Source organism: Amedibacillus dolichus DSM 3991, from assembly GCF_000154285.1.
GTDB lineage: Bacteria > Bacillota_I > Bacilli_A > Erysipelotrichales > Erysipelotrichaceae > Amedibacillus > Amedibacillus dolichus.
On sequence record NZ_DS483460.1, the window covers coordinates 1 to 23,880 of the forward strand.

At 51.1% G+C, this 23,880-nt stretch carries 21 protein-coding genes; 19 read left to right on the forward strand and 2 right to left on the reverse strand.

All coding sequences use genetic code 11. The features are described from left to right. The 10 genes from EUBDOL_RS11065 to EUBDOL_RS11650 form a co-directional block, all read left to right on the forward strand. Nucleotides 1-299: TnpV protein (locus EUBDOL_RS11065; protein WP_106381497.1), on the forward strand; the 299-nt coding region annotated here is incomplete at its 5' end. Continuing rightward, nucleotides 227-8,065, forward strand: coding sequence for an SNF2-related protein (locus EUBDOL_RS11645; RefSeq protein ID WP_235713661.1), 7,839 nt, complete (start codon nt 227-229; stop codon nt 8,063-8,065). The genes EUBDOL_RS11065 and EUBDOL_RS11645, both read left to right, overlap by 73 nt. Before the next feature lies 1 nt (nt 8,066). Further along, the gene (locus EUBDOL_RS00010) at nt 8,067-8,873 is read left to right on the forward strand and encodes a DUF3848 domain-containing protein (protein WP_004797296.1); all 807 of its coding nucleotides are present in this window, start codon (nt 8,067-8,069) and stop codon (nt 8,871-8,873) included. 2 nt (nt 8,874-8,875) lie between these two features. Continuing rightward, complete coding sequence (locus tag EUBDOL_RS00015) at nt 8,876-9,214, forward strand: plasmid mobilization protein (protein ID WP_004797297.1); 339 nt, start codon at nt 8,876-8,878, stop codon at nt 9,212-9,214. A gap of 155 nt (nt 9,215-9,369) precedes the next feature. Beyond that, complete coding sequence (locus tag EUBDOL_RS00020) at nt 9,370-9,681, forward strand: CD1845 family protein (RefSeq protein WP_002576210.1); 312 nt, start codon at nt 9,370-9,372, stop codon at nt 9,679-9,681. A gap of 95 nt (nt 9,682-9,776) precedes the next feature. Next, a complete protein-coding gene (locus EUBDOL_RS00025; RefSeq protein ID WP_002576209.1) occupies nt 9,777-10,385 on the forward strand; it encodes a type IV toxin-antitoxin system AbiEi family antitoxin domain-containing protein in 609 nt (202 codons plus the stop codon). Next, complete coding sequence (locus tag EUBDOL_RS00030; protein WP_004797299.1) at nt 10,382-11,236, forward strand: nucleotidyl transferase AbiEii/AbiGii toxin family protein; 855 nt, start codon at nt 10,382-10,384, stop codon at nt 11,234-11,236. Before EUBDOL_RS00025 ends, EUBDOL_RS00030 begins: the two co-directional genes overlap by 4 nt. Beyond that, nucleotides 11,233-11,541 (forward strand): hypothetical protein, encoded by a 309-nt coding sequence (locus EUBDOL_RS00035; RefSeq protein WP_004797300.1) that lies wholly within the window; start codon nt 11,233-11,235, stop codon nt 11,539-11,541. The genes EUBDOL_RS00030 and EUBDOL_RS00035 overlap by 4 nt, the downstream gene beginning before the upstream one ends. A gap of 54 nt (nt 11,542-11,595) precedes the next feature. Next, complete coding sequence (locus EUBDOL_RS00040; RefSeq protein ID WP_040462688.1) at nt 11,596-13,008, forward strand: relaxase/mobilization nuclease domain-containing protein; 1,413 nt, start codon at nt 11,596-11,598, stop codon at nt 13,006-13,008. A 223-nt stretch (nt 13,009-13,231) separates the two neighbouring features. Beyond that, nucleotides 13,232-13,354 carry a TnpV protein gene (locus tag EUBDOL_RS11650; protein ID WP_004797304.1) on the forward strand — a complete coding sequence of 41 codons (123 nt, stop codon included), beginning with the start codon at nt 13,232-13,234 and terminating at the stop codon, nt 13,352-13,354. A 59-nt stretch (nt 13,355-13,413) separates the two neighbouring features. Here the strand turns inward: EUBDOL_RS11650 and EUBDOL_RS00050 are convergent, their stop codons facing one another. Continuing rightward, a complete protein-coding gene (locus EUBDOL_RS00050; protein WP_004797305.1) occupies nt 13,414-14,406 on the reverse strand; it encodes an AraC family transcriptional regulator in 993 nt (330 codons plus the stop codon). A 205-nt stretch (nt 14,407-14,611) separates the two neighbouring features. Here EUBDOL_RS00050 and EUBDOL_RS00055 point away from each other — a divergent pair, with 205 nt between their 5' ends. The 7 genes from EUBDOL_RS00055 (at nt 14,612) to EUBDOL_RS00085 (ending at nt 22,190) form a co-directional block, all read left to right on the forward strand. Next, on the forward strand, nt 14,612-15,196 hold the full coding sequence (locus EUBDOL_RS00055; RefSeq protein ID WP_040462692.1) for an MptD family putative ECF transporter S component: 585 nt from the start codon (nt 14,612-14,614) through the stop codon (nt 15,194-15,196). Continuing rightward, complete coding sequence (locus tag EUBDOL_RS00060) at nt 15,193-15,936, forward strand: energy-coupling factor transporter transmembrane component T (RefSeq protein WP_004797307.1); 744 nt, start codon at nt 15,193-15,195, stop codon at nt 15,934-15,936. Before EUBDOL_RS00055 ends, EUBDOL_RS00060 begins: the two co-directional genes overlap by 4 nt. A gap of 12 nt (nt 15,937-15,948) precedes the next feature. Next, the gene (locus tag EUBDOL_RS00065) at nt 15,949-17,421 is read left to right on the forward strand and encodes an ABC transporter ATP-binding protein (RefSeq protein WP_004797308.1); all 1,473 of its coding nucleotides are present in this window, start codon (nt 15,949-15,951) and stop codon (nt 17,419-17,421) included. Further along, nucleotides 17,418-19,163 (forward strand): ABC transporter ATP-binding protein, encoded by a 1,746-nt coding sequence (locus EUBDOL_RS00070; RefSeq protein ID WP_004797309.1) that lies wholly within the window; start codon nt 17,418-17,420, stop codon nt 19,161-19,163. Before EUBDOL_RS00065 ends, EUBDOL_RS00070 begins: the two co-directional genes overlap by 4 nt. A 14-nt stretch (nt 19,164-19,177) precedes the next feature. Beyond that, nucleotides 19,178-20,914, forward strand: a complete 1,737-nt coding sequence (locus EUBDOL_RS00075) for an ABC transporter ATP-binding protein (RefSeq protein WP_004797310.1) — start codon at nt 19,178-19,180, stop codon at nt 20,912-20,914. A gap of 11 nt (nt 20,915-20,925) precedes the next feature. Beyond that, entirely contained in the window at nt 20,926-21,297 is a 372-nt protein-coding gene (locus tag EUBDOL_RS00080) for a metal-dependent transcriptional regulator (RefSeq protein ID WP_004797311.1), read from the forward strand. Between the two features lie 467 nt (nt 21,298-21,764). Next, entirely contained in the window at nt 21,765-22,190 is a 426-nt protein-coding gene (locus EUBDOL_RS00085; RefSeq protein WP_004797312.1) for an RNA polymerase sigma factor, read from the forward strand. Between the two features lie 59 nt (nt 22,191-22,249). Here the strand turns inward: EUBDOL_RS00085 and EUBDOL_RS00090 are convergent, their stop codons facing one another. Next, a complete protein-coding gene (locus EUBDOL_RS00090) occupies nt 22,250-22,624 on the reverse strand; it encodes a helix-turn-helix domain-containing protein (RefSeq protein ID WP_004797313.1) in 375 nt (124 codons plus the stop codon). Between the two features lie 655 nt (nt 22,625-23,279). Between EUBDOL_RS00090 and EUBDOL_RS00100 the strand changes: the two genes are divergently transcribed. Both EUBDOL_RS00100 and EUBDOL_RS11515 read left to right on the forward strand, forming a co-directional pair. After that, nucleotides 23,280-23,630, forward strand: coding sequence for a type II toxin-antitoxin system PemK/MazF family toxin (locus tag EUBDOL_RS00100; protein WP_002576184.1), 351 nt, complete (start codon nt 23,280-23,282; stop codon nt 23,628-23,630). Between the two features lie 79 nt (nt 23,631-23,709). Next, the gene (locus EUBDOL_RS11515; protein WP_004797315.1) at nt 23,710-23,871 is read left to right on the forward strand and encodes a hypothetical protein; all 162 of its coding nucleotides are present in this window, start codon (nt 23,710-23,712) and stop codon (nt 23,869-23,871) included. The last annotated feature ends 9 nt before the right edge of the window (nt 23,872-23,880 follow it).

The following is a 23,880-nucleotide window of genomic DNA, read 5'->3' on the forward strand; positions in this document are numbered from 1 at the left end:
CTCGCCACTGTGGTGGATTCCCCCTGGGCAAGTACGGCAGGATGAGGAAAACCTACCTGAAGGAACATCGTCCCATCCTCTACAACCAGATGCTGCTGAGCGAGAAGTTGTACCAGCACCTTCTGGAGATCGACGAGACCGCCCAGAGCAGACTGGAGCAGATGATGCCCCAGCTGGCGAAAGAAGCGGGAGCCACCGAGGAACTGAAAGCCAGCGATCCCATGAAGTGGGTGGGGCTGATGAACACCTGCAAAGCCCAGGCAGAGGAGATCCTGATGGCGGAGCTTATCAACAGCTGACCCTAAACCTGTTCCTCTCCGAAGCGGAGCAGATCCAATCCATAGATGAAGCAGAGAATGTAGCGCATACATCCTCTGCTTTTTCTTTTGCCCAAAATGATATTGACCATGTGCTGCGTTTGGGAGGCAATACAGATCGTCAGAGAGAGCGTGTGGTTGCAGCCTTTGAAAAGCAGAAAACCACCGCTGAGATTGCCGAGATACTGAAAACGCTGTATCACGGCGGTAACGGCCTTGGCAGTGTGAGTGCATGGTATGCCGAGGATGGTATCCATCTTTCCCACGGGAAGTCTGTCCGTTATGACAGGTCTGCCCAGGTCATTTCCTGGGAGAGTGCCGCAGAGCGTATCGGGGAGCTTTTGAAAAGTGGTCAGTTTGCCTCCAATGTGGAGCTTGCAGAAGCGGCAGGCTATGAACGCTCCCTACTTGCAGAAAAGCTCTGGTATCTGTATCACGATCTCAGTGAGGACGCCAGAGAAGCCGGATATTTGTCCTGCCTGTCAGAGATCAAAGGCAATGGGTTCCCGGAGGAGACCCATCGCCTGACGGAGCAGCTGAGTGACCCGGCTTTCCGCCAGACCCTCAAGGAAGAATACGCTGCCTTCTGGACTGCCTATCAGCAGGACATTGACCTGTTGCGTTTTCACTATCACAGACCAAGGAAGATCTGGGAGAACCTGAAGGACCTTGACCTGCCGCGCAGGACCTTTTCTTCAGACCTTTCCCAAGTGCCAACCGTTCAGCACTTCATTACCGAGGATGAGATCGACGCCGCTATGACCGGCGGCAGCAGTTTCGCCGGAGGAAAAGGCCGTATCTATGCGTTCTTCATGGCAAACCATACGGATAAGGAGAAAGTGAGATTCCTCAAAGACGAGTATGGCATTGGCGGACGCTCTCATGCCCTGTCCGGCGCAACACACAGCGGCGAAGATCACGATGGGAAAGGTCTGCACTATAAAAAGCAGGACTGCCCGGATGTTCACTTGAACTGGGAAAAGGTTGCCAAGCGCATTACCTCACTTGTCCAGAAAGACCGCTATCTTACCGAACAGGAACAGGCGCAGTATGACAAGATCCAGTCTGAAAAGGAATTGGCAGAAGAAGATGCCATTCAAGCCCAGCAGCCGGAGATGGAGGAAGAAACGCCAAAGCCTACCTTTGGGGAGCAGTTTGAGCAGTATAAGCCTGTGGTGACTGCCACCATTTCCGAGGATACCGCATATCGCAATGCCTGCGGTCATTCTGACCGTGAAAATGCTGTCATCGAGGGCAATGCCGCTGTGCGCCGTGCGGTTCTTGGTTCTAAGGATATGGAGCTGATCCGACTCTATTCGGATGTGCCGGAGTTCCGTCAGCGTTTACACCGGGAAGTGATCGACGAGACCTATCCAAAGCTCCATGAGCTTCTGCGCCCTCTTTCTCAGGAAGATATTGATACTGCCCTTTGTGCATGGAACGGCAATATCGAGAGTAAACACGCTGTTGTCCGCTATATGAAAGACCATGCAAGAGAAAAAGATACCGCCGCATGGCTGGCTCAGGAATACGGCGGCAGTAACAGCAACAGCCTGTTCGTTGTCCGTGCCGGCAGCCCGGAGGAAACGCAGCTGCCCTGGCCGAAGGTACAGCGCCGGATTGCCCAGCTCATTCAGGAGGACCGGTTCTATACCGAAGAAGAACAGAACCGTTTTGACGACATCGACCCAATCGCCATCCGGGAAGCTCTGAAAGAAAGAGGGATCGTCAACGGCCAAGTGGCAGACCCGGAAGAACTGGACAATGATCCGTTTATCCAACAGGTGATGTCAGATGTAGAGCAGATCGCAGATGCCGAGACAGAGCAGACTTCCGAAGTTTCCATTTCCGATAAGGAATATGACGCAGTTCGCCGCCCAATTCCGCAAAGAACCTCCTATGACCCAGCCGCCCCGGTCTATGCCGTGGGCGATACCGTGTATATCGAGGATGACGCCTATCAGATCACAGAGTTGCGGGAGGACACCGTACAGCTTTTGCCCACCGGGATGGTATATCCCATCTACCGGGCAGAGCGCAAAGAACAGTTCGAGCAGCTGCTTCGGGCAGACAGCCGCAATGCTTACTATACCGAGTTTCTTCCTATTGACCCGGACAAGGCAGATCAGGACTTGCGGGATGTATTGGCTCATGGACTGATGGATGAAGCGGATAAAAAGCAGATTTCCACGCTGCTGCAATCCGGCAGGAGCAACAGCGAGATCGCCTACTGGCTGAGCAGAGCCTATTCCGGTGAGATCGAGACGCTGAATTTGGAGACCGGCGATATTGTCGATTACCGTACCACGGCACAGGGCATAGAACTGGAAGTCATGGATGCAGAGGAAAAGCGTCTGGCTATGCTGTATTTCCGCTGGGATGAGGTTGCGCCTTTGCTGCGCGGGATGTATGCCCGTCAGCTGGATGGCTTTGGACAGGAGCAGTCAGAACCAACTGCCGAATCCCCGACCTTCCATTCCGAGACCGTGGCCGTCTATCCGGGCGACAAGAACAATCTGCCTTATGATGTGGTGGTGGAACGGCTGCATATCGAGGAGCCGGAGCCACCAGCCCCTGTGACAGAGCCGGAAAAAACCTTTGAGGAAGTGCTGGATGAACAACCGTTTTCCATTCAGGTCAACGGCCAGTGGCAGACCTTCCCCAATGCCAAAGCTGCCGAAGAAGCCTCCTATGAGGAATACAAGGCCAACCTGCGCCGCAATGCACAAAACTTCCGTATTACCGATGAGCATTTGGGTGAAGGCGGTCCGAAAGCCAAGTTCCAGGCAAATATCAATGCCATTCGTTTGCTGAAAGAGCTGGAAGTTGCCGGACAGCAGGCAAGCCCTGAACAGCAGGAGGTTCTTTCCCGCTATGTGGGCTGGGGCGGTCTTGCCGACGCCTTTGACCCGGAGAAACCGGCATGGGCTTCCGAGTATGCCCAGCTGAAAGAGCTGCTGCCCCCGGAGGAATATGCCGCCGCCAGAAGCTCCACCCTCAACGCTCATTACACCAGTCCTACGGTCATTCAGGCCATCTATGAAGCGGTGAGCCGTATGGGATTTGAGACCGGAAATATTCTGGAGCCATCTATGGGTGTAGGCAATTTCTTCGGTATGCTGCCGGAGGAAATGCGAAACAGCCGTCTGTACGGCGTGGAGCTGGACCCGGTTTCCGGGCGCATCGCAAAGCAGCTCTATCCCAAGGCGGACATCACAGTAGGCGGCTTTGAGACCACCGACAGGCGTGACTTCTTTGACCTTGCCATCGGCAATGTGCCTTTCGGTCAGTATCAGGTCAATGACAAAGCCTACAACAAGCTGAATTTCAACATTCATAATTACTTTTTCGCCAAAGCATTGGATCAGGTGCGTCCCGGCGGTGTGGTAGCTTTTGTGACCTCCCGCTATACCATGGATGCCAAGGATTCCACCGTGCGCCGCTATCTTGCCCAGCGTGCCGAGCTGCTGGGAGCGATCCGTCTGCCTAATGACGCGTTCAAAAAGAATGCCGGTGCCGAGGTTGTATCGGACATCATCTTTCTCCAAAAGCGGGACCGTCCGCTGGACATTGCACCAGAGTGGACGCAGACCGGCATTATCAGGGTTCCCGCAAAGTCGCAAGACTTTGTGGGAGAAGGAGGAGCGACGGAGCAAGCGAGCTTTTCGCCGCAAGGCGGAAACGAGCAGGCGCAGTCCGCGACGACGCAGGATGGGTTTGCCATCAACCGGTATTTTATCGACCACCCGGAAATGGTGCTGGGCAGACAGGAGCCGGTAAGCACTGCTCATGGTATGGATTACACCGTGAACCCTATCGAGGGACTGGAGCTTTCCGACCAGCTGCATGATGCTGTGAAGTACATTCATGGCACTTATCAGGAGGCAGAGGTGCCGGAGCTGGGCGAAGGCGAAGCCATTGACACCTCCATTCCTGCCGACCCAAATGTGAAGAACTATTCCTATGCCATTGTAGACGGGCAGGTGTACTATCGGGAAAACAGCCGCATGGTGCGCCCTGACCTCAACGCCACCGCCGAAGCCCGTGTGAAAGGTCTTGTGGGACTGCGTGATTGTGTGCAGGAACTGATCGACCTTCAGATGGATGCAGCGGTTCCAGACAGCACCATTACCCAAAAGCAGGCGGAACTGAACAGCCTCTATGACAGCTTTTCTGCAAAATATGGCCTTATCAATGACCGTGCAAACCGCCTGGCCTATGCAGATGATTCTTCCTATTACCTGCTCTGTGCGCTGGAAGTCATCGACGAGGACGGGAAACTGGAACGTAAGGCGGATATGTTCACCAAACGAACCATCAAGCCCCATCAGGCAGTGGCTACTGTGGATACGGCAAGCGAAGCACTGGCGGTGTCCATCTCGGAAAAAGCCTGCGTAGATATGAGCTATATGAGTCGGCTTACCGGAAAAACAAAAGAAGCACTGGCCAGAGAACTGCAAGGCGTGATCTTCCGTGTGCCGGGACAGCTGGAACAGGACGGCACACCCCATTATGTGACTGCTGATGAATACCTCTCTGGCAATGTACGCCGCAAACTGCGTCAGGCGCAGCGGGCGGCACAGCAGGACCCGGTTTATGCAGTCAATGTGGAAGCTCTTACTGCCGCGCAGCCCAAAGACCTGGATGCGTCGGAGATCGAGGTGCGTCTGGGCGCTACCTGGATCGACAAAGAGTACATCCAGCAGTTTATGTATGAGACCTTCAACACCCCGTTTTATCTCCAGCGCAGCATTGAGGTCAACTATTCCTCCTTTACCGCTGAATGGCAGATCAAGGGGAAATCTTCTGTATCCTACAACGATGTGGCAGCTTATACCACCTACGGAACCAGCCGCGCCAATGCTTATAAGATTTTGGAGGACAGTCTGAACCTGCGGGATGTCCGTATCTATGACACCATAGAGGACGCGGATGGAAAAGAGCGCCGCGTGCTGAATGCCAAGGAGACCACCCTGGCTGCTCAAAAACAGCAGGCGATCCGGGAAGCCTTTAGGGACTGGATCTGGAGAAACCCGGAGCGCCGCCAGACTTTGGTGCGCCAGTATAACGAAGAAATGAACTCTACCCGTCCCCGCGAGTATGATGGCAGCCATATCACTTTTGGCGGCATGAACCCGGCCATTACCCTGCGGGAACACCAGAAAAGTGCCATCGCCCATGTGCTGTATGGCGGAAATACCCTGCTGGCACACGAAGTAGGCGCAGGCAAAACCTTTGAGATGGTGGCCGCTGCGATGGAAGCCAAACGCCTGGGCTTGTGCCAGAAATCTCTCTTTGTGGTTCCCAACCACCTGACTGAGCAGTGGGCATCGGAGTTTCTGCGCCTCTATCCTTCTGCCAACATCTTAGTCACAACCAAAAAGGACTTTGAGACCCATAACCGCAAGAAGTTCTGCGCCCGTATTGCAACCGGTGACTACGACGCCATCATCATGGGACACAGCCAGTTTGAGCGTATCCCCATCAGCCGGGAGCGCCAGGAACGGCTTCTCTATGAGCAGATCGACGAGATCACCGAGGGCATCGCAGAGGTGCAGGCCAGCGGCGGAGAGCGTTTTACCGTCAAGCAGCTGGAGCGTACCAGAAAGTCTCTGGAAGCCAGACTGGAAAAGCTGCAAGCCGAGGGGCGAAAAGATGATGTGGTAACTTTTGAGCAGCTGGGTGTAGACCGGCTGTTTGTGGACGAGGCCCACAACTATAAAAACCTGTTTTTATACACAAAAATGCGGAATGTGGCTGGTCTTTCCACATCGGACGCGCAGAAATCCTCCGATATGTTTGCCAAGTGCCGCTATATGGATGAGATCACCGGAAATCGTGGCGTGATTTTTGCCACCGGCACACCGGTCAGCAACTCCATGACCGAGCTTTACACCATGCAGCGTTACCTTCAGTATGAACGCTTGCAAGAGCTGAACATGACCCACTTCGACTGCTGGGCTTCCCGCTTTGGGGAGACCGTCACAGCATTGGAGCTGGCACCGGAAGGCACCGGATACCGGGCAAGAACGAGATTCAGCAAGTTCTTTAACTTGCCTGAGCTGATGAACCTGTTCAAAGAAGTGGCCGACATTAAGACTGCCGATCAGTTAAATCTCCCTACCCCGGAAGTGGAGTACCACAACATCGTGGCGCAACCCACCGAACATCAGCAGGAAATGGTCAAGGCTCTTTCGGAGCGCGCATCGCTGGTACACAGCGGAACCGTTGACCCGTCCCAGGATAATATGCTCAAGATTACCTCGGATGGCCGCAAGCTGGGGCTTGACCAGAGGATCGTCAACCAGATGCTGCCGGATGAACCCGGAACAAAGGTCAATCAGTGCGTGGACAACATCATGCAGATCTGGCGGGACGGCAAAGCTGACAAGCTGACCCAGCTGGTGTTCTGCGACATTTCTACCCCGCAGGCAAAAGCTCCTGTAAGCAAGGCGGCGAAAACGCTGGATAATCCACTGCTTCACGCACTGGAAGGCGCTGTGCCTCTGCCGGAGCAGGAACCGGTCTTTACGGTATATGACGATATTCGTCAGAAACTCATTGCCCAGGGGATGCCTGCCGACCAGATCGCTTTTATCCATGAAGCCAATACCGAAGTGCGGAAAAAGGAGCTGTTCTCTAAAGTCCGTACCGGTCAGGTTCGTGTCCTTTTGGGCAGCACCGCCAAGATGGGCGCAGGCACCAATGTGCAGGACCGTCTGGTGGCACTTCATGACCTGGACTGTCCGTGGAGACCGGGAGACCTTGCCCAGCGCAAGGGCCGTATCGAGCGCCAGGGCAACCAGAACCCCCTTGTCCATGTGTACCGCTATGTGACAGAAGGAACTTTTGACGCATACCTCTGGCAGACGGTGGAGAACAAGCAGAAATTTATCAGCCAGATCATGACCAGCAAAAGTCCGGTTCGCTCCTGCGATGATGTGGATGAAACCGCCCTGAGTTTTGCCGAGATCAAGGCTCTGTGTGCCGGAGATCCCCGTATCAAGGAGCGTATGGATTTGGATGTGGAGGTATCCCGCCTGAAGCTGATGAAAGCCGACCACCAGAGCAAGCAATATCGTCTGGAGGACCAGCTGCTCAAATACTTCCCGGAGGAGATTGAAAAGCACAAAGGTTTTATCAAGGGCTTTGAATCCGATCTGGAGGTTTTGACAGCTCACCCGCACCCGGAGGACGGTTTTGCTGGTATGGAGATTCGTGGAGACCTGCTGACCGATAAGGAGAACGCCGGTGCAGCCCTTTTGGATGCCTGCAAGGAGGTCAAAACCTCCGATCCGGTGCAGATCGGCAGCTACCGGGGTTATGCCATGTCCGTGGAATTTTCCGCTTGGAAACAGGAGTATACGCTCCTGCTGAAAGGACAGATGACCCACCGGGCAACCCTTGGTACAGACCCTCGCGGAAATCTTACCCGTATCGACAATGCCCTCGCCCAGATGCCCCAGCGTCTGGAGGCGGCAAAGGCCCAGCTGGATAACCTCTATCAGCAGCAGGCTGCCGCAAAGGAGGAAGTCGGAAAGCCATTCCTTTATGAAGAAGAACTGAGAAGCAAAAACGCCCGTCTGGTGGAGCTGGATACCCTGCTCAACATCGAAGGAAAGGGGCAGGCACACACCGAGTCTGTTGTTGCCAAAAGCACACGGCCTTCGGTGCTGGATAACCTAAAACGCCCGGTGCAACCCCGCAGTACAGACAAGAAACCAAAACAGCATGAGGAGGTGCGATAACATGAATACTAACGATCTGAATACAGCCCTTTATGAAAAGATGGCTGCCGAACAGGATAAGTTCCGGGACTGGCTGAAAAGCCAGCCCCCGGAAGAAATCCTGCACCACACCTATGAATATACTGTCCGTGAGGATATTGTGATGGCGATGGAGGAGCTGGAGCTGACCGACGCCCAGGCCAAGGCACTTTTGGAATCTCCCTCTCCATTGGCGGATGTGTACCGCTATTTTGAAAAGCTGGAGACCGGCTATATGGATGTGATCCGGGACAGTATTGAGAACCGTGCCGATGATGTGTGCAAGGCGCAGGAAGAATTACGAACCGCCCCTCTCTACCCCCATTCTGCCGCCTATGCGTCCGAGCATGGAGAGATGGCACAATATAACTGTTCGTATCAGGCGAACAGCGCCTGCAAAGAAGCCATTGCGCAGACCATCAGCGCCCACTATGCAGAGAACCGGCTGGATACGGAGGCGGCGGTCAAAGATGTGCTGGAAAAGTTCGGGACGGAACGGGTACAGTTTATTCTTGCCAATACCATCCAGCGCAAGAACTATGACGGGCGTATCTCTCAGGACAATAAAGCATGGGCAAAAACCATTCCCATGCCGGAGGACAGCGGCGCTTCTCGCCACTGTGCCTATCTGGTGGTAGATCAGGTCAATCCCGGTTTGACCGATCTGTTCACCAGACAGTTCCGAAAAGTTGCTCAAGAACAGCAGAAAAGTTCTGTCCTGCAAAAGCTCAAACAGGAGCTGCCCGCCCATAAGTCTGCCGCCCCGAAAAAACGGGAGCCGGAGCGATAACCATGGCAAAGCGCAAGCGGGATGTTCCGGTTTTGTTTTGGGTGTCCGCAGAAGAACTGGAGCTGATCCATCAAAAGATGCAGCAATACGGGACAGAGAATTTGAGCGCTTATCTGCGGAAAATGGCACTGGATGGGTATGTGGTCAAACTGGATCTGCCGGAGCTGAAGGAGTTGGTTTCCCTGATGCGCCGAAGCAGCAACAACTTGAATCAGCTGACTCGCAAAGTGCATGAGACCGGGCGGATTTATGATGCTGACTTGGAGGATATATCCCAGCGGCAGGAACAGTTATGGGACGGAGTTAAAGAGATACTGACACAACTCTCCAAACTTTCGTAACCGGGACAAATACTCCATCTGCGGAGGGAGGAACGGCGTTTCTTCGCCGCACCTTCCTCCGCTTTTTCTTTTTGTCTGTATCCTTGCCTTTTGGCTGTGAGACAGGGATAATGGAATCAGGAACAGGAACTGTGATTTTGGGAGGAGGCATAACAATGAGGGCATTGGTATTTTTGTTGAAACTGCTGTTGAAGATCGTGATGGTTCCGGTGATTCTGGCGCTGACCCTGTTCGTTTGGATTTGTGTGGGGATCGTCTATGTCTCCGGTCTGGTGCTGGGGCTTATCAGCATGGTGATCGCCCTGCTGGGTGTGGCGGTTCTGCTGACCTGTTCCCTGCAAAACGGCATTATCCTGCTGGTGATGGCATTCCTTATTAGTCCCTATGGTCTGCCGATGGCTGCCATCTGGCTGCTGGGCAAGGTGCAGGACTTGAAGTTTGCCATTCAGGATTTGGTTTATGGATAAAATGCGCGGTCACAAAAATGCCAGACAGTGTCTGTTAAATTGCTATATTTACTTCTGTGCTACATCCGTGTATAATAGTAGCACGAAAGGAAGTGATGGATGTGACCAAATCAGAGCGGTTTGAGCAATTAGACAGACTTCTGACCGAGCATGATGGGATGCTGCAAACCGCACAGGTAATCGCCAGCGGAATTGTAAAACCCATTTTTTATGAATATGTCAAAGAGAAAAATCTTCAGCAGGTTGCTCACGGAATTTATGTCTCCGAGGACACCTGGATTGATGCGATGTTTCTGTTACATCTGCGATGTGGTCAGGCAGTATTTTCCCATGAATCAGCGCTATTTTTCCATGACTTGACAGACCGGGAACCATCTCCATACGCTATCACGGTGCGCAGAGGGTACAGCACCACTCGCTTAAAGGCAGAGGGCCTTTCTGTTTACACCATCAAACCAGAACTATATGAGGTAGGGCTGACAACTGGCCAAACACCTTTTGGGCATACGGTTCCTGTCTATGATATGGAGCGCACCATCTGCGATCTGCTCCGAAGCCGAAGCAGCATGGAAATACAGACTTTTCAAGGTGCGCTGAAGATGTATGCCAGAAGAAAGGACAAGGATCTGCGGACTTTGATGCGGTATGCCGGTATGTTCCGGGTTGAAAAAATTTTACGGCAGTATTTGGAGGTGCTTTTATGATAAAGACAGCAAGGCAGCTAAAAGATTTGATTCGCAATCTTTCCAGAGAAAAATCTGCGGATGCACAGCTTTTAATGCGAAACTATATGATGGAGCGTTTTCTGGAGCGTATTTCCCTTTCTGAATATCGTGATAAATTTATTCTGAAAGGCGGGATGCTGGTAGCGGCAATGGTTGGACTGGATGCCCGTTCCACGATGGACTTGGACGCTACTGTAAAAGGAGCCAATGTTAATGTAGAGGAGATCGAGAACCTGATTTCTGCTATTGTGAGTGTGCCGATTGATGATGGCGTCAAATTTCAGCTGAAAAGCATTTCAGAGATTATGGATGAAGCGGAGTATCCTGGGATTCGGGTCAGCATGACTACAACCTTTGACGGTGTGGTGACACCTTTGAAGATTGACATTTCCACAGGGGATGCCATTACCCCCAGGGAGGTACGCTACTCTTTCAAGCTGATGCTGGAAGATCGCTCCATTGACATTTGGGCATACAATCTGGAAACCGTTCTGGCTGAAAAGCTGGAAACAATCATCACCAGAACCACCACCAACACCCGCATGAGAGATTTCTATGACATTTATATTCTGGATCAGCTCCACGGGAACACATTGAACCGGCAGACGCTCCATGATGCGCTGCGGGCCACTGCCCACAAACGCGGGACAGAACAACATCTTGCAGAAGCTGCCGAAGTTTTTGAAGAAGTGGAAAATAGTCCGGTGATGCAGAAACTTTGGGAATCGTACCGTAAAAAATTTTCCTATGCGGCAGATCTGGAGTGGAACATCATCATGGGGGCGGTTCGCAGTTTATATGCGCTCAGTGAAAAGGAATCGAGCCTATGAAGAAGCATGGACATTATTGTAAAGTCTGCGGAGAATATAAGGCTAACGAAATATTTTCCGGCAAAGGTCATGCGGCGTACATCTGTAAATCCTGTGCTTCTTTATCGCCGGAGAAACAAGCGGAGCAAATGACGGTAAACCGCTTACTGAATCTCCCTTGGCGGTTATCAAAGGAGCAGATTTCCTGGCTGAAAAACCGAATGAAAGATAAGCGCCCGGAAGTTCGTGCACTGGCAAAAGAACAATACGAGATGAGGTTTCCTCCGAAGCGGTTAGAGGACATCGAGGACGATTTTATAGAATAGCAAAAGCGGTCTGCACCATGCAGGCCGTTTCTTTTTTAGAAAGGAGGCCCTTCTATGGCAACCACACGCATCATGCCCCTGCATATCGGCAAGGGGCGCACTGAGAGCCGAGCAATCAGCGACATCATTGATTATGTGGCAAATCCGCAAAAGACCGACAACGGAAAACTAATTACCGGCTATGGCTGTGACAGCCGGACCGCCGATGCAGAGTTCCTTCTGGCGAAGCGGCAGTATATCTCCGCCACCGGGCGGGTGCGCGGGGCGGACGATGTGATCGCTTACCATGTGCGCCAGTCATTCAAACCCGGTGAAATCACACCGGAGGAAGCCAACCGCCTGGGCGTGGAATTTGCCAAGCGGTTCACCAAGGGCAATCACGCCTTTGTGGTCTGCACCCACATAGACAAATCGCACGTTCATAATCACATCATCTGGTCGGCGGTCAATGCAGATTGTGACCGAAAGTTCCGCAACTTTTGGGGCAGCACCAGAGCCGTCCGACGCTTGAGCGATACCATCTGTATCGAGAACGGATTGTCCATTGTGGAGGACCCGAAACCCCACGGAAAAAGCTACAACAAGTGGCTGGGCGATCAGGCAAAGCCCTCTCACCGAGAGCTGCTTCGTGTGGCGATTGACAACGCATTATCACAAAGTCCTGCCGACTTTGAAGAACTGCTGAAGCTGTTGCAAGAGTATGGTTGTGAAGTCTCAAAGCGCGGAAAATCGTATCGACTGAAGCTCTCTGGTTGGGAGAAAGCCGCCCGCATGGACAGTCTGGGCGAAGGATATGGATTGGAAGATTTGCGGGCAGTTCTCTCCGGGAAGAAAGCACATACCCCGCGAAAGAAAACAGTCACACAGGCAGAACCGCCGAAGGTCAATCTGCTGGTGGACATTCAGGCAAAATTGCAGGCCGGAAAAGGTGCTGGCTATGCTCGATGGGCTAAAGTTTTTAATCTGAAACAAATGGCGCAGACCATGAATTACCTGTCAGAGAACAATCTGCTGGAGTATGCGGTTTTGGAAGAAAAGGCTGCGGCTGCCACGGCACATCACAATGATCTTTCGGCGCAGATCAAAGCGGCTGAAAAGCGCATGACAGAGATCGCTGTTCTGCGTACTCACATCGTAAATTATGCCAAGACCCGTGAGGTCTATGTGGCATACCGCAAGGCGGGTTACTCTAAGAAATTCCGGGAAGAACATGAGGAAGAAATTCTGCTCCACCAGGCTGCCAAGAATGCCTTTGATGAAATGGGAGTCAAGAAGCTGCCTAAGGTTAAAGAGTTGCAGACGGAGTACGCGAAATTGCTGGAAGAAAAGAAAAAGACCTATGCCGAGTACCGGCGTTCCCGTGAGGAAATGCGGGAGCTTTTAACGGCAAAGGCAAATGTAGATCGAGTGCTGAAAATGGAGGTAGAACAGGATGTTGAAAAAGAAAAAGACCACGGCCAGCGGTAAGCTGGTCCTGGTCAAAAGCGTTCGCAGAACGCGCAGCCACAGAATGAAATTCTGTGTTCAAAGGGGCTTGGGGGCGCTGCCCTCAACAAGCAAGCGGAGAGGAAAATCACGGAGGGATTTTCTTCTCTGCGGGCCTGTGTGTATTAACACAGGCATTGCTTGCCGGTATTATCCCTGAATCAGAATAATTTCGGAATAACCACCGTTCTAACTATCCCACATGATGGAGACTGCGGGTGTCACGGAAGAACTGAAAGCCTGTGACCCTATGCGTTGGGTGGGGCTGATGAACACGCTGAAAGCGCAGGCAGAGGAAATTATTCAAGATGAACTGATTTACAAATAGTTTTTAGGCACAAGAAAGGCCGGGACTTTGCTATCAAGTGGCAAATCCCGGCTTTACTCTTATATATTTCCCAAATTCTTTGACCGCCGGTATTCCAGTGGGGACAGACCAAATTGCTTTTTGAATACCGAAGCAAATTTGCTCTGGTTTATATATCCAACCTGCTCCGCTGCCTCTGCTACAGACAGCTTTGTGGTAGAAAGTAATTCTGCGGCTTTTTTCATACGGGTTTCACGCAGATACACGGAGATGTTCTGTCCAAAAACTCCCCGGAAATAGTTTTTCAGGCTGGTTTCACTGACGGAAAACTGTGCAGCCAGTTCCCACGCAGGATGGTGCTGGCGCAGATCAGAAGTGATGATTTTTTCCACACGCTTTGCAATATCTACCTGTGTTTCTGTGAAGAATGTGCAGGCTTGAGAAGGCGGTATTTCTTTCAGATTCTGGAGCAGCGAAAAAAGCGCCAGGGTATAGATTTTCATTTGCATAATGGAAAGCGGCACAGAGATATCCAACAAGGACCACAGTTTTTTTAGTATTTCTTCTATTTCGGGAGAAATGGCCGAGATATAAGTGCTTCCAGCCGGGCAGTAAAGCTCTCTGATTTTGTGGAAATCAATATCAAATTCCGTTTGTATCCAGGCACTTTGCTCTGCTGCGGCATCCATATCAATAAAAAACTCCATACCTTCATAAATTCGGCGGGGATAAACATATTGCTGTCTGGCAAAGCGTTCTGTCAGAGATATTTCACCGTCTTTCACATACACAAAGTTTCCGTTATTCAGAATGAGCTCACACCGCCCGGTTACGCAGTAATTTAAGAGCAGCGGGCCTGTTTCTATGGAGCCATTATCACGAAAGTCCGGAGCTGCCCATGTGGGTGAATTTATAAAAATATAGGCTAAGGTGAGTCCGGGAAACAATGGGAAAAAGGTCATAGAGCCTTTTCCATCTTTCTCTTTTAAGATGAGCTCGGCGCTATATTCACTGCGTTTTATGGATATACCGGGGACTTCAATGCTTTTCTTAATGATTTCATCTATCTTCATTTCATAACTCCTACTATTCGGTTTTTTGGCGGGCCTGCTTGAATTGGCAATTCTATTATAAAAGCAGGAACCCAGCCAGTCAACCTTAAAACTCGTTGCTGTTTGGAGCTAAAAAGACGATTGGTTGTAGAGAACTGTGTCGTACTATGGTATCTTATAAAGAGGTTAGTAAATGCTAACCAGCAAATGAATGGAGGTATTCGTTATGAATAACAAGTTACAAACAAAAGACCTGATTAACCTCGGTCTGTTCACGGTTCTTTACTTTGTCATCGGGTGCTGTGTTGCTATTCCCATTGGGTTTGTTCCGATCTTTCTTCCTGTCCTCGGAAGTCTGTGGTCGCTGATTACCGGCATCCCTTTCATGCTGTTCCTCACCAGGGTTAAGAAATTCGGCATGGTTACAATCATGGGCGTTTTGAGCGGCCTGCTGATGGGGCTTACCGGTATGGGTTTCTGGGGTGTGCCTATGGGGCTGATTTTCGGCTTGCTTGGAGACCTGATTTTGAAATCCGGCGATTATAAAAGTGCAAAGAAAAGTATTCTTGGTTATGCAGTATTCAGTCTGTGGATGGTCGGTACATACATCCCCATGTATTTTATGGTCGAGGACTCCTGGGCCAGCTTTGCCGCCAGTTTCGGTGAGGAATACGCCGATCGGGTAATGGCGGTCATGCCGATGTGGAGCATTATCCTTGTGGTTGCCGGGATTTTTGTCTTTGCCATTTTGGGCGGTTTGCTTGGAAAAGCACTCCTGAAAAAACACTTTGCGAAAGCGGGAATTGCATGATGGAGGGGGTATCCTTCTCTGCCACAACGGACAATCGCAGAGGGATTCGGCTTGATCCGCGCACGAAGTTGATTTTGCTGCTGACGGTTACTACATTGATGTTCAGCACCAGCAACGAAGGGATTATGAATTTTATAAAACCTGTGTTAAGCCTGATCCCCTTTGTGCTGATCCTGTCGGAACGCCGCTTCAAAACGGCAGGCAAGTATCTGTTTTTATATCTTGCCTGTTTTGTATTGGAACGCATAGCTCTGACGACATTAAGTGGTCTGTTGTCCTTTGTGGTTTTGGCAATTACATCCATTATGACGCGGTTTGCCCCAGGCATTATGACGGGGGCCTATCTGCTTTCTTCAACCTCAGTCAGTGAGTTTATCGGTTCTATGGAACGTATGCACCTGACAGAAAAAATTATAATTCCTATGTCTGTTATTTTTCGTTTCTTCCCCACAATCAGCGAAGAATACCAGGCAATCCGGGACGCAATGAAAATGAGAGGCATACGATTTGGTGGGAAAAACCCATTTTTAATGGTGGAATACCGTCTTGTACCGCTGATGGTGTCCGTTGTAAAAATTGGGGATGAACTTTCCGCCGCTGCACTGACGCGGGGGCTTGGCGCTCCGGTCAAACGGACCAACGTATGTCAGATTGGTTTTCATATTCAGGACATGATTGCTGTTCTGCTCTGTGCTTTATGTTTTGCGCTGTTTTTGATGGGACAGTATTTTGTTTTTTAAGGGGGTGAGCTTATGATAAAGATTGACCATATTTCATTTTCCTATGGAGAAGAAAATGAAAATACCGGGGGCGTCCGGGATATTGATCTAAATATAGAAGATGGTCAGTTTGTTGTCCTCTGCGGTGAAAGCGGGTGTGGAAAGACCACGATTACCCGCCTGATTAACGGGTTGATCCCTCATTATTATGAGGGACAGATGGCGGGAGAAGTATGGGTAAATGGGGAAAAGGTTTCCGAGCAGCCTCTTTACGATACAGCCGCAGTTGTAGGCAGTGTGTTTCAAAACCCCCGGTCCCAGTTTTTCAATGTGGATACAACCAGTGAAATTACATTTGGCTGCGAAAATCTTGGACAGCCAGAAAAAGACATCCGAGAACGGTTTGCAAAAACGGTTCGGGATTTCCGGCTGGAGAAGCTGATGGATCGTAATATCTTTCACTTATCCGGTGGAGAGAAACAAAAAATTGCCTGTGCCGGAGTATCCATTATGGAACCGGATGTTCTCGTTATGGACGAACCCTCGTCCAATTTGGATGCAGCGTCCATCCTTGATTTGAGAAAGATTCTTGCGTTCTGGAAGTCGCAGGGGAAAACAATTATTGTATCGGAACACCGGCTTTATTATCTCCGTGGTCTGGCGGATCGGTTTATTTACCTGGCAGAGGGGCAGGTGAGCCGTGATTATTCTGCGGCAGAATTTGAGCAGCTCACGGAGCAGCAGCGATCTAATATGGGACTGCGCACATTTGCTTTAGAGCGTCTCCTGCCTCCGGTTCTACCGCAGCAGGAAAAGACTGCCCTTGCGCTCCATAATTTCCGCTTTGCCTATAAAAATGAACCGGAAACCTTACATATCATGGATTGTGAAATTCCCACAAACCGAATTGTTGGGATTATTGGGAATAACGGTGCCGGTAAATCCACGTTCTCTCGCTGTTTCTGCGGCTTGGAGAAGCGCTGTGGGGAGATTGTCTGGAACGGAAGAAAATACCGTCCGAAAGACCGGCTGAGTACCTGCTATATGGTCATGCAGGAGGTAAATCATCAGCTTTTTACCGAGTCGGTTCTTGATGAAGTGCTGATTAGTATGGAGGAAGAAAACCAGGAGCGGGCAGAGGAAATCCTGAACCGGTTAGATTTGCTGGCTTTTAAGGACAGGCATCCCATGTCCCTTTCCGGCGGCCAAAAACAGCGGGTAGCGATTGCCTCGGCAATCGCTTCTAAACGCTCTATTTTATTTTTTGATGAACCGACCAGCGGCCTTGATTATAAACACATGAAAGAGGTTGCAAATGTCCTGCGACAAGTCAGGGACACGGGTATTACCGTGTATGTCATTACTCATGATCTTGAGTTGATATTAGACTGTTGTACGGATATTGTCCATTTTGAGAACGGTTCCATCATTGACCAATTCCAAATGGATGAGGCGGGTCTTGAAAAAATCAGAAACTATTTCATAAAGGGGGTATCTGTAAAATGAAGGAGGAAAAGAAGGAGTCACCCATAGGCATCTTATGGGGATGGGGCAAACCCTATCACTGGAAATTCATCGGCAGCATTGCCCTTGCGGTATTAGGCGTAGCCTGCCAGATGGTGCCTTATTTCTGTGTAGCTCATATTGTTACGCTGATGTTGTCCGGGGATCAGAATTTTTCGCACTATACAGCAGCTTGTGTTATTGCGCTTTGCGGTTATTTGGGAAAAGTCATATTCTCAAATCTTTCCACAACAATTTCTCACACAGCGACCTATTACACGCTGCGAGATCTCCGGGAGAATATTACCGAAAAACTGGCCCGCGTCCCGATGGGGACGATTTTAGATACTCCGTCCGGTCAGTATAAAACGACGATTGTTGACCGGGTAGAAGGGATGGAGCCAACCTTCGCGCACCTGATCCCGGAAATGACTGCAAATGTGCTGGTGCCTTTGGTAATTGTCGTGTATCTATTCGTCATGGACTGGCGCATGGCTCTCCTGTCCCTTGTCACGCTGGTGGTGGGCCTTGCTGTTATGTCTGCTGGCATGAAGAACTATCCCGTTAAGTGGGAGGGCGCGGTTAAAGCGGGAAAGCAGATGGCAAACGCCATTGTAGAGTACATTGGTGGGATTGAGGTAGTCAAAGCATTTAGTCAATCCGCCGGTTCCTACAAAAAATATTCTGACGCAGTAAACTACAATGCCAACTACTATGTGGACTGGATGAGAGAAAACCAGAAAACCATGAGCGCCTACAACGCCATTTTGCCCTCGGTGTTGATCTGTGTGCTACCCTGCGGCTTCGCGTTCTGGCTCTCCGGTAGCCTGGAACTTTCCACTTTCCTGTCTATCGTAATTTTCTCGCTGGGCCTTGTTGGGCCGATTATCGCGGCCTTTACCTTTACGGACGATTTGGCCGTATTGGGGACAAATGTGGAAGAAATCAGCCAGCTTTTGAACGCTGAAGAACTGAACCATAAGGATGCGCCGGTCAAGCTGGCAGACACCGGCATTTCTCTTAGGTCTGTGTCTTTTTCCTATGACGGGACAACAGAGGTTTTGCATGATGTGAATCTCGCCATCCACCCCGGAACCATGACCGCCCTTGTAGGGCCGTCCGGCTCCGGCAAGTCTACGGTGGCGAAGCTGATTGCCGGGTATTGGGATGTTACATCCGGCAGCATTACCCTCGGCGGCCATGAGCTGAAGGATATGCCGCTGTCTGAAATTGCAGACCAGATTTCCTATGTATCTCAGGACAACTACCTGTTTAACCGCAGTATCCGGGAGAATATCCGCATGGGAAGCCCCAGTGCCACGGACGCAGAGGTGGAGCAGGCAGCCAAACAAAGCGGCTGCGACGCCTTTATCCGCAAGCTGGATAATGGCTATGATACGGTTGTCGGCAGCGCCGGTTCCCATCTTTCCGGCGGTGAACGCCAGCGGATTGCCATCGCCCGCGCCATGCTGAAAAATGCGCCGGTTGTCATTTTGGACGAGGCAACTGCCTATATCGACCCAGAGAATGAGGCGCTGGTGCAGAAAGCCATTTCCACTTTAACTGTCGGCAAGACCCTGATTGTGATCGCACACCGGCTGTCTACCATTGTTGGCGCAGATAACATCGTTGTGGTGAAGGATGGAACCATCCACGCACAGGGTACGCATGAGAAACTGTTGGAAACCTGCCCCCTCTACCGGGATATGTGGCAGGCGCATATCGGCGCGAAAGACCAGATGTAAGGGGGTGTTGTCAGATGTATGGAACATTGAAAAAAATCTTTGCTTTTGCAGGCAGCAAAAAAGGGCTTTTGAAAAAATCCCTGTTGTTTGCGTTTCTGTCCGGGCTGTTTTCAGCCATGCAGTTTGCCGCCCTCTTTGTAGTGATCGGTGCGCTGGTATCTGACAACCGGGACGGAAGCATTGTCTGGATTTCGTTGGGAATTATGGCGGTATCCCTCATCGGGCGTATCATCACGACCTACTTTTCCACGATGGAGCAAACGGAAACTGGCTATTGCATGGTAGCGGAAAAGCGTATCCACATTGGAGATCGGCTGCGCTATATCCCGATGGGCTACTTCAACAAGAATAGTATCGGGAACATTACCGCCATTGTCACAACAACTTTGGGCGATGTAGAGAACTCAGCAGCCCGTGTCCTGGTGTCAGTGCTGGGCGGTTTTTTCAACTCGGTTGCCCTCGTCATCGTCCTGTTGGTATTTGACTGGCGGATCGGTCTTGTGGCCGCTGCCGGTGTCCTGATTTACCTTGCGGCGGCGGAACTGGCGCTTCGCAAATCTGCCGCGCTCAGCGGGGTACGCCAGCACACACAGGAGTCCCTTGTGGAGTCTGTGTTGGAGTACATTCAGGGGATGGGGATTGTCAAAGCATTTGGACTGGAACGGGACAGCACGCAGTCTATCGGCAGTGCAATTAAGGCGAGCTGCCGGGACAACCTGAAACTGACAAAGGCCAGTGTTCCCTATGACGCCATCAAACAGGCCGTTGTCCGGGTGTTTAGCGTCCTGTTGCTTTTGGCCTCGGTCTGGTTCTGGCTGGACGGCTCCCTGTCGCTGGCCTACGGCTTGATTTTGGTGATTGCTTCTTTCATGGTGTTCAACGATTTGGAGAACGCCGGGAATATGGCCTCTTTGCTGCAAATGCTGGCGGCCTCGATGGATACGGCAAACTCCATTGATGACACGCCGGTGATGGACGAGAAAGGCGCTGACATTACGCCGAAGTCCAGCGAGATCGTGTTTGACAAGGTGGATTTTTCCTACGCAGACCGCAAGATATTAGATCAGGTCAGCTTTACCATTCCCGAAAAAACGACTACGGCCATTGTCGGCCCTTCCGGGGCAGGAAAGACAACGATGTGCAATCTGATTGCCCGTTTTTGGGATGTGAATGCCGGGAAGATTACCATAGGCGGTACGGATGTACGGGATTTTAAGCTGGACAGCCTGATGAAGAATATCTCGATGGTGTTCCAGAGCGTATACCTCTTTGCAGATACGATTGAGAACAATATCAAGTTTGGCTGCCCGGATGCTACCCATGAACAAGTGGTTGAAGCGGCGAAAAAGGCTTGCTGCCATAACTTTATTTCTGCCCTGCCGGATGGCTATGACACCGTGATTGGCGAGGGAGGCGGTAGTTTGTCCGGCGGCGAGAAACAGCGGATTTCCATCGCCCGCGCTATGCTGAAGGACGCACCTATCATCATTTTGGACGAGGCAACAAGCAGCGTTGACCCGGAGAATGAGGATGAATTGCAGCGGGCTATCGAGGCATTGACCCATGACAAGACCATCATCATGATTGCCCACCGTCTGAAAACCGTCCGCAACGCCGATCAGATCCTTGTACTGGACAACGCTCATATCGTCCAGCGCGGCACTCATGCGGAGCTGATCCAGCAAAAGGGCCTGTATGCCGATTTTGTATCGGCCAGACAGGAGGCCATCGGCTGGAAGCTGGCTCAGTAAAGGAGGTTCAGATGAAACTTCATGCGTCCGGGGAGGACTACCTGGAAACCATCCTTGTTCTCCAAAAGAAACGCGGTATGGTGCGCTCCGTAGATGTGGCCCGGCACATGGAGGTATCAAAGCCCAGCGTGTGCCATGCAGTGGCTACCTTGCGGGACGGCGGCTTTCTTATGATGGACGAAGATCACTTTCTCCATCTGACCGATGTGGGCCGCGAGGTAGCCGAAAAAATCTACGAGCGTCACTGCTTCTTTACCGAGCAGCTTATCACCGCAGGCGTTGACCCCAAAACTGCGGAGGCCGATGCCTGTCGTATTGAACACATCATCAGCGATGAGAGTTTTGACCGGCTGAAAGAGGCAGCCGAACAAGAGCAAAACTAAAACCGAATAAGCCAAGCGATCCTGCCCCGACCAACGGGGAAAAGAAAAAAACCGTTGCAGGGTAGGCAGCTTCGTGCGCCCATAATGGATTTTCAAGGACTGCGGCGGTTTTGAGTAACATCAAGGCCGCCGTTCCTTATGCCCTCGACAAAGGAGTGACGACTACACGCTGACACGGCGGCTTTAGGAGGGAGCCGCCGTGAAGCAAAGACCGCTTCGACATAATTCGGCAGGAATTTACCTGTCAAAAAAAGCCTGACCGTCAATCGGCCCCCGTCTGCTTATGAACAGGCACTATCGTGGCTGGTCCATAAGCGTCATAAGTCCTCTTTTAGCAGCGCCAGCCGCCGTTCTTCGGATGCTGGCGCTTTTGTTTGTCGTTTTTTCGGGAATTTCCCCGAAAGATGTCGCTCACCGCCTTCATTTTGGTTCACCCGTCAACCCGTGAATCGAAATGGAGGTACATAATGCAGAAGATCAATCTTCGGGAACTGTATCCCGATGTGTATAAAACCAATGTCTTTGTAGACGTGGCCGAGGAAGTCGTGGCCGCGATCCGGGGCCAGGAGCAGGACGATGCCGCCTATGAACGCCGGAAGTTCCGACACAAGGCTCACTACTCTCTGAACCGGGAGGATGGCATTGAAAACGATGCCCTCAACCGGCCACTCACCCCGGAGGAAGTCCTGGAGCAGAAGCTGCTGCGGGAGGAAGTGTATGCCGCGCTGATGCAGCTGACTGCCATCCAGGCCCGGCGTATCTACGCCCGGTTTTACTTGGGCATGACGGTGGCCGAGATCGCCCGGATCGAGGGTGCTGACCGCCGCCGCGTGTGGGAGAGCATCCGGCGCGGACTGAAGAAGCTGGCGCGGTTGCTGGATACGGCCCAATAACCTGATCGCCGCATAGCGGCAAAAAGAGAGCCGGTGGGGGTTTTTATTCCTCCACCGGCTTACTTATTCTCTAAATGTTCATCTGGGTCAACCCCAGCCGTCTGCACCATCTCTTTTAGCTCATCAGTCAACGCGCGGGTCGAGTTTAACAGCACTTTTCTGGCAGCCGGAGGGCACGAAAGGTAAAGCTGCCGCATATCGTTGGCGGCTTGCTCATCTTCAGGCAGATCGAGATTCATCAGGGAATCTAAAGATAAATTCAAGACTTTGCAAAAAGCGCGCAGAACCTCAAAAGAAGGATTCTTCACCCCTCTTTCGCAGCCTTGAACGTGCTTTAGAGAAACGTGGCTCAGATCTGCGAGTTCCTGCTGCGTCAATCCTTTTTCCTTACGCGCTTTTTGTATCCTTCGTCCCAGCTCTTTTATCAGTTCCATAGGCACTATCGTCTCCTTAATTATATTTTATCGTGCCCATTTCCTTGCAGGAAGAACCTCATAAAAGGCGTTTTTGAGTACGATAGTACCTATTTTATTGTGCTTGTAAGGAGCTTGCGCTGTCCGCAGCTTCTATGAAGGGACAAGGCAAAATATTTTTTTCAAATAAATCGCAGTACAGACAGGACAAATCGCCTGTTTTTGTCATGGCTGTCAAGAAGGAGCTTTTCTTTCGCTGACCTTTGACAACTGAATACACGGCAGAACAGGTACATAACCCGCGCATGAGCGAGTGCAGGACGCCGCGAAGATGGAGCAGCCAGGAGGTGATGGACAAGCTGTTTCGGAGCGATCAACGTCCCTGTGACCCGGATGGTGGCACATTCGGCGCGATGACTGCGCGGGGGCTTAAAGATACTTCCTCACGGCCCGCCAAAGACTTGGGGGGAACCCTGCGGCACACGATACGAACGGTGCTGCGGAGTTATGACAGCCGCGCCAGCGGAGACCTGTTGTGTTCCCATCGTCAGGGGGCGTGGCAAATATGACGAGTAATCCGAACAGAATAACAGTAGCCGCACCAGGTTTTTATCCGAAGATTTCTTTCAGACTGGTGCGGCTATTTAAGTATTAAGATATTAAGGAGGCGAGAGTGATGTTTGAAAAATTCCATCGAGGTGACATATATTCGGCTGATTTAAGCCCTGGTATCGGCTCTGAACAAAGTGGCTCTCGTCCTGTACTCATTCTTCAAAATAATGTGGGAAATTGTTTCAGTCCTACGATTATTATTGCAGCAATTACCAGTGTAAGCAAAAAAAGCAGAAAGTTCCCCACGCATTACCACTTAAATGACAGATGCGGTTTGGTGAAACCATCTGTTGTTATGCTGGAACAGATCAGAACGATCGACAAGTCGAGGTTAAAAAACTATATTGGTCATCTAAACAAGGATGACATGGAAAACATAAACAAGACGCTCTTGTGCAGTCTGGGGATTACATAAAAGTGCCGAAAGGCCGTATCATTTTCAGGCTGTGCAAGTAGAGTTATAATTTCGTTAGGAATTGCGGAGGTGATTCTGAATGGAGAATATCCAGAATAAAAGCGCATTGATTCCTTCAGATGAAATCCGGTCAGAAGAACTTCTGGCGGAACAAAAATTTGAAGCGTTTATCACTTCGCTGGCACATATCATCGAGAAATATGGTATGAGAGTGCTGGGCGAGGTTGACGGAGCTGCGTGAGAATCGCAG

Coding starts and splice junctions, on each gene's coding strand:
- EUBDOL_RS00040 (WP_040462688.1), top strand. CDS start 11,596: ATGGCAACCACACGCATCATGCCCCTGCATATCGGCAAGGGGCGCACT.
- EUBDOL_RS00060 (WP_004797307.1), top strand. CDS start 15,193: ATGATGGAGGGGGTATCCTTCTCTGCCACAACGGACAATCGCAGAGGG.
- EUBDOL_RS00100 (WP_002576184.1), top strand. CDS start 23,280: ATGTTTGAAAAATTCCATCGAGGTGACATATATTCGGCTGATTTAAGC.
- EUBDOL_RS00030 (WP_004797299.1), top strand. CDS start 10,382: ATGATAAAGACAGCAAGGCAGCTAAAAGATTTGATTCGCAATCTTTCC.
- EUBDOL_RS00055 (WP_040462692.1), top strand. CDS start 14,612: ATGAATAACAAGTTACAAACAAAAGACCTGATTAACCTCGGTCTGTTC.
- EUBDOL_RS00020 (WP_002576210.1), top strand. CDS start 9,370: ATGAGGGCATTGGTATTTTTGTTGAAACTGCTGTTGAAGATCGTGATG.
- EUBDOL_RS00080 (WP_004797311.1), top strand. CDS start 20,926: ATGAAACTTCATGCGTCCGGGGAGGACTACCTGGAAACCATCCTTGTT.
- EUBDOL_RS00075 (WP_004797310.1), top strand. CDS start 19,178: ATGTATGGAACATTGAAAAAAATCTTTGCTTTTGCAGGCAGCAAAAAA.
- EUBDOL_RS00070 (WP_004797309.1), top strand. CDS start 17,418: ATGAAGGAGGAAAAGAAGGAGTCACCCATAGGCATCTTATGGGGATGG.
- EUBDOL_RS00050 (WP_004797305.1), bottom strand. CDS start 14,406: ATGAAGATAGATGAAATCATTAAGAAAAGCATTGAAGTCCCCGGTATA.
- EUBDOL_RS00025 (WP_002576209.1), top strand. CDS start 9,777: ATGGATGTGACCAAATCAGAGCGGTTTGAGCAATTAGACAGACTTCTG.
- EUBDOL_RS00085 (WP_004797312.1), top strand. CDS start 21,765: ATGCAGAAGATCAATCTTCGGGAACTGTATCCCGATGTGTATAAAACC.
- EUBDOL_RS00090 (WP_004797313.1), bottom strand. CDS start 22,624: ATGGAACTGATAAAAGAGCTGGGACGAAGGATACAAAAAGCGCGTAAG.
- EUBDOL_RS00010 (WP_004797296.1), top strand. CDS start 8,067: ATGAATACTAACGATCTGAATACAGCCCTTTATGAAAAGATGGCTGCC.
- EUBDOL_RS11515 (WP_004797315.1), top strand. CDS start 23,710: ATGGAGAATATCCAGAATAAAAGCGCATTGATTCCTTCAGATGAAATC.
- EUBDOL_RS00065 (WP_004797308.1), top strand. CDS start 15,949: ATGATAAAGATTGACCATATTTCATTTTCCTATGGAGAAGAAAATGAA.
- EUBDOL_RS00015 (WP_004797297.1), top strand. CDS start 8,876: ATGGCAAAGCGCAAGCGGGATGTTCCGGTTTTGTTTTGGGTGTCCGCA.
- EUBDOL_RS00035 (WP_004797300.1), top strand. CDS start 11,233: ATGAAGAAGCATGGACATTATTGTAAAGTCTGCGGAGAATATAAGGCT.
- EUBDOL_RS11650 (WP_004797304.1), top strand. CDS start 13,232: ATGGAGACTGCGGGTGTCACGGAAGAACTGAAAGCCTGTGACCCTATG.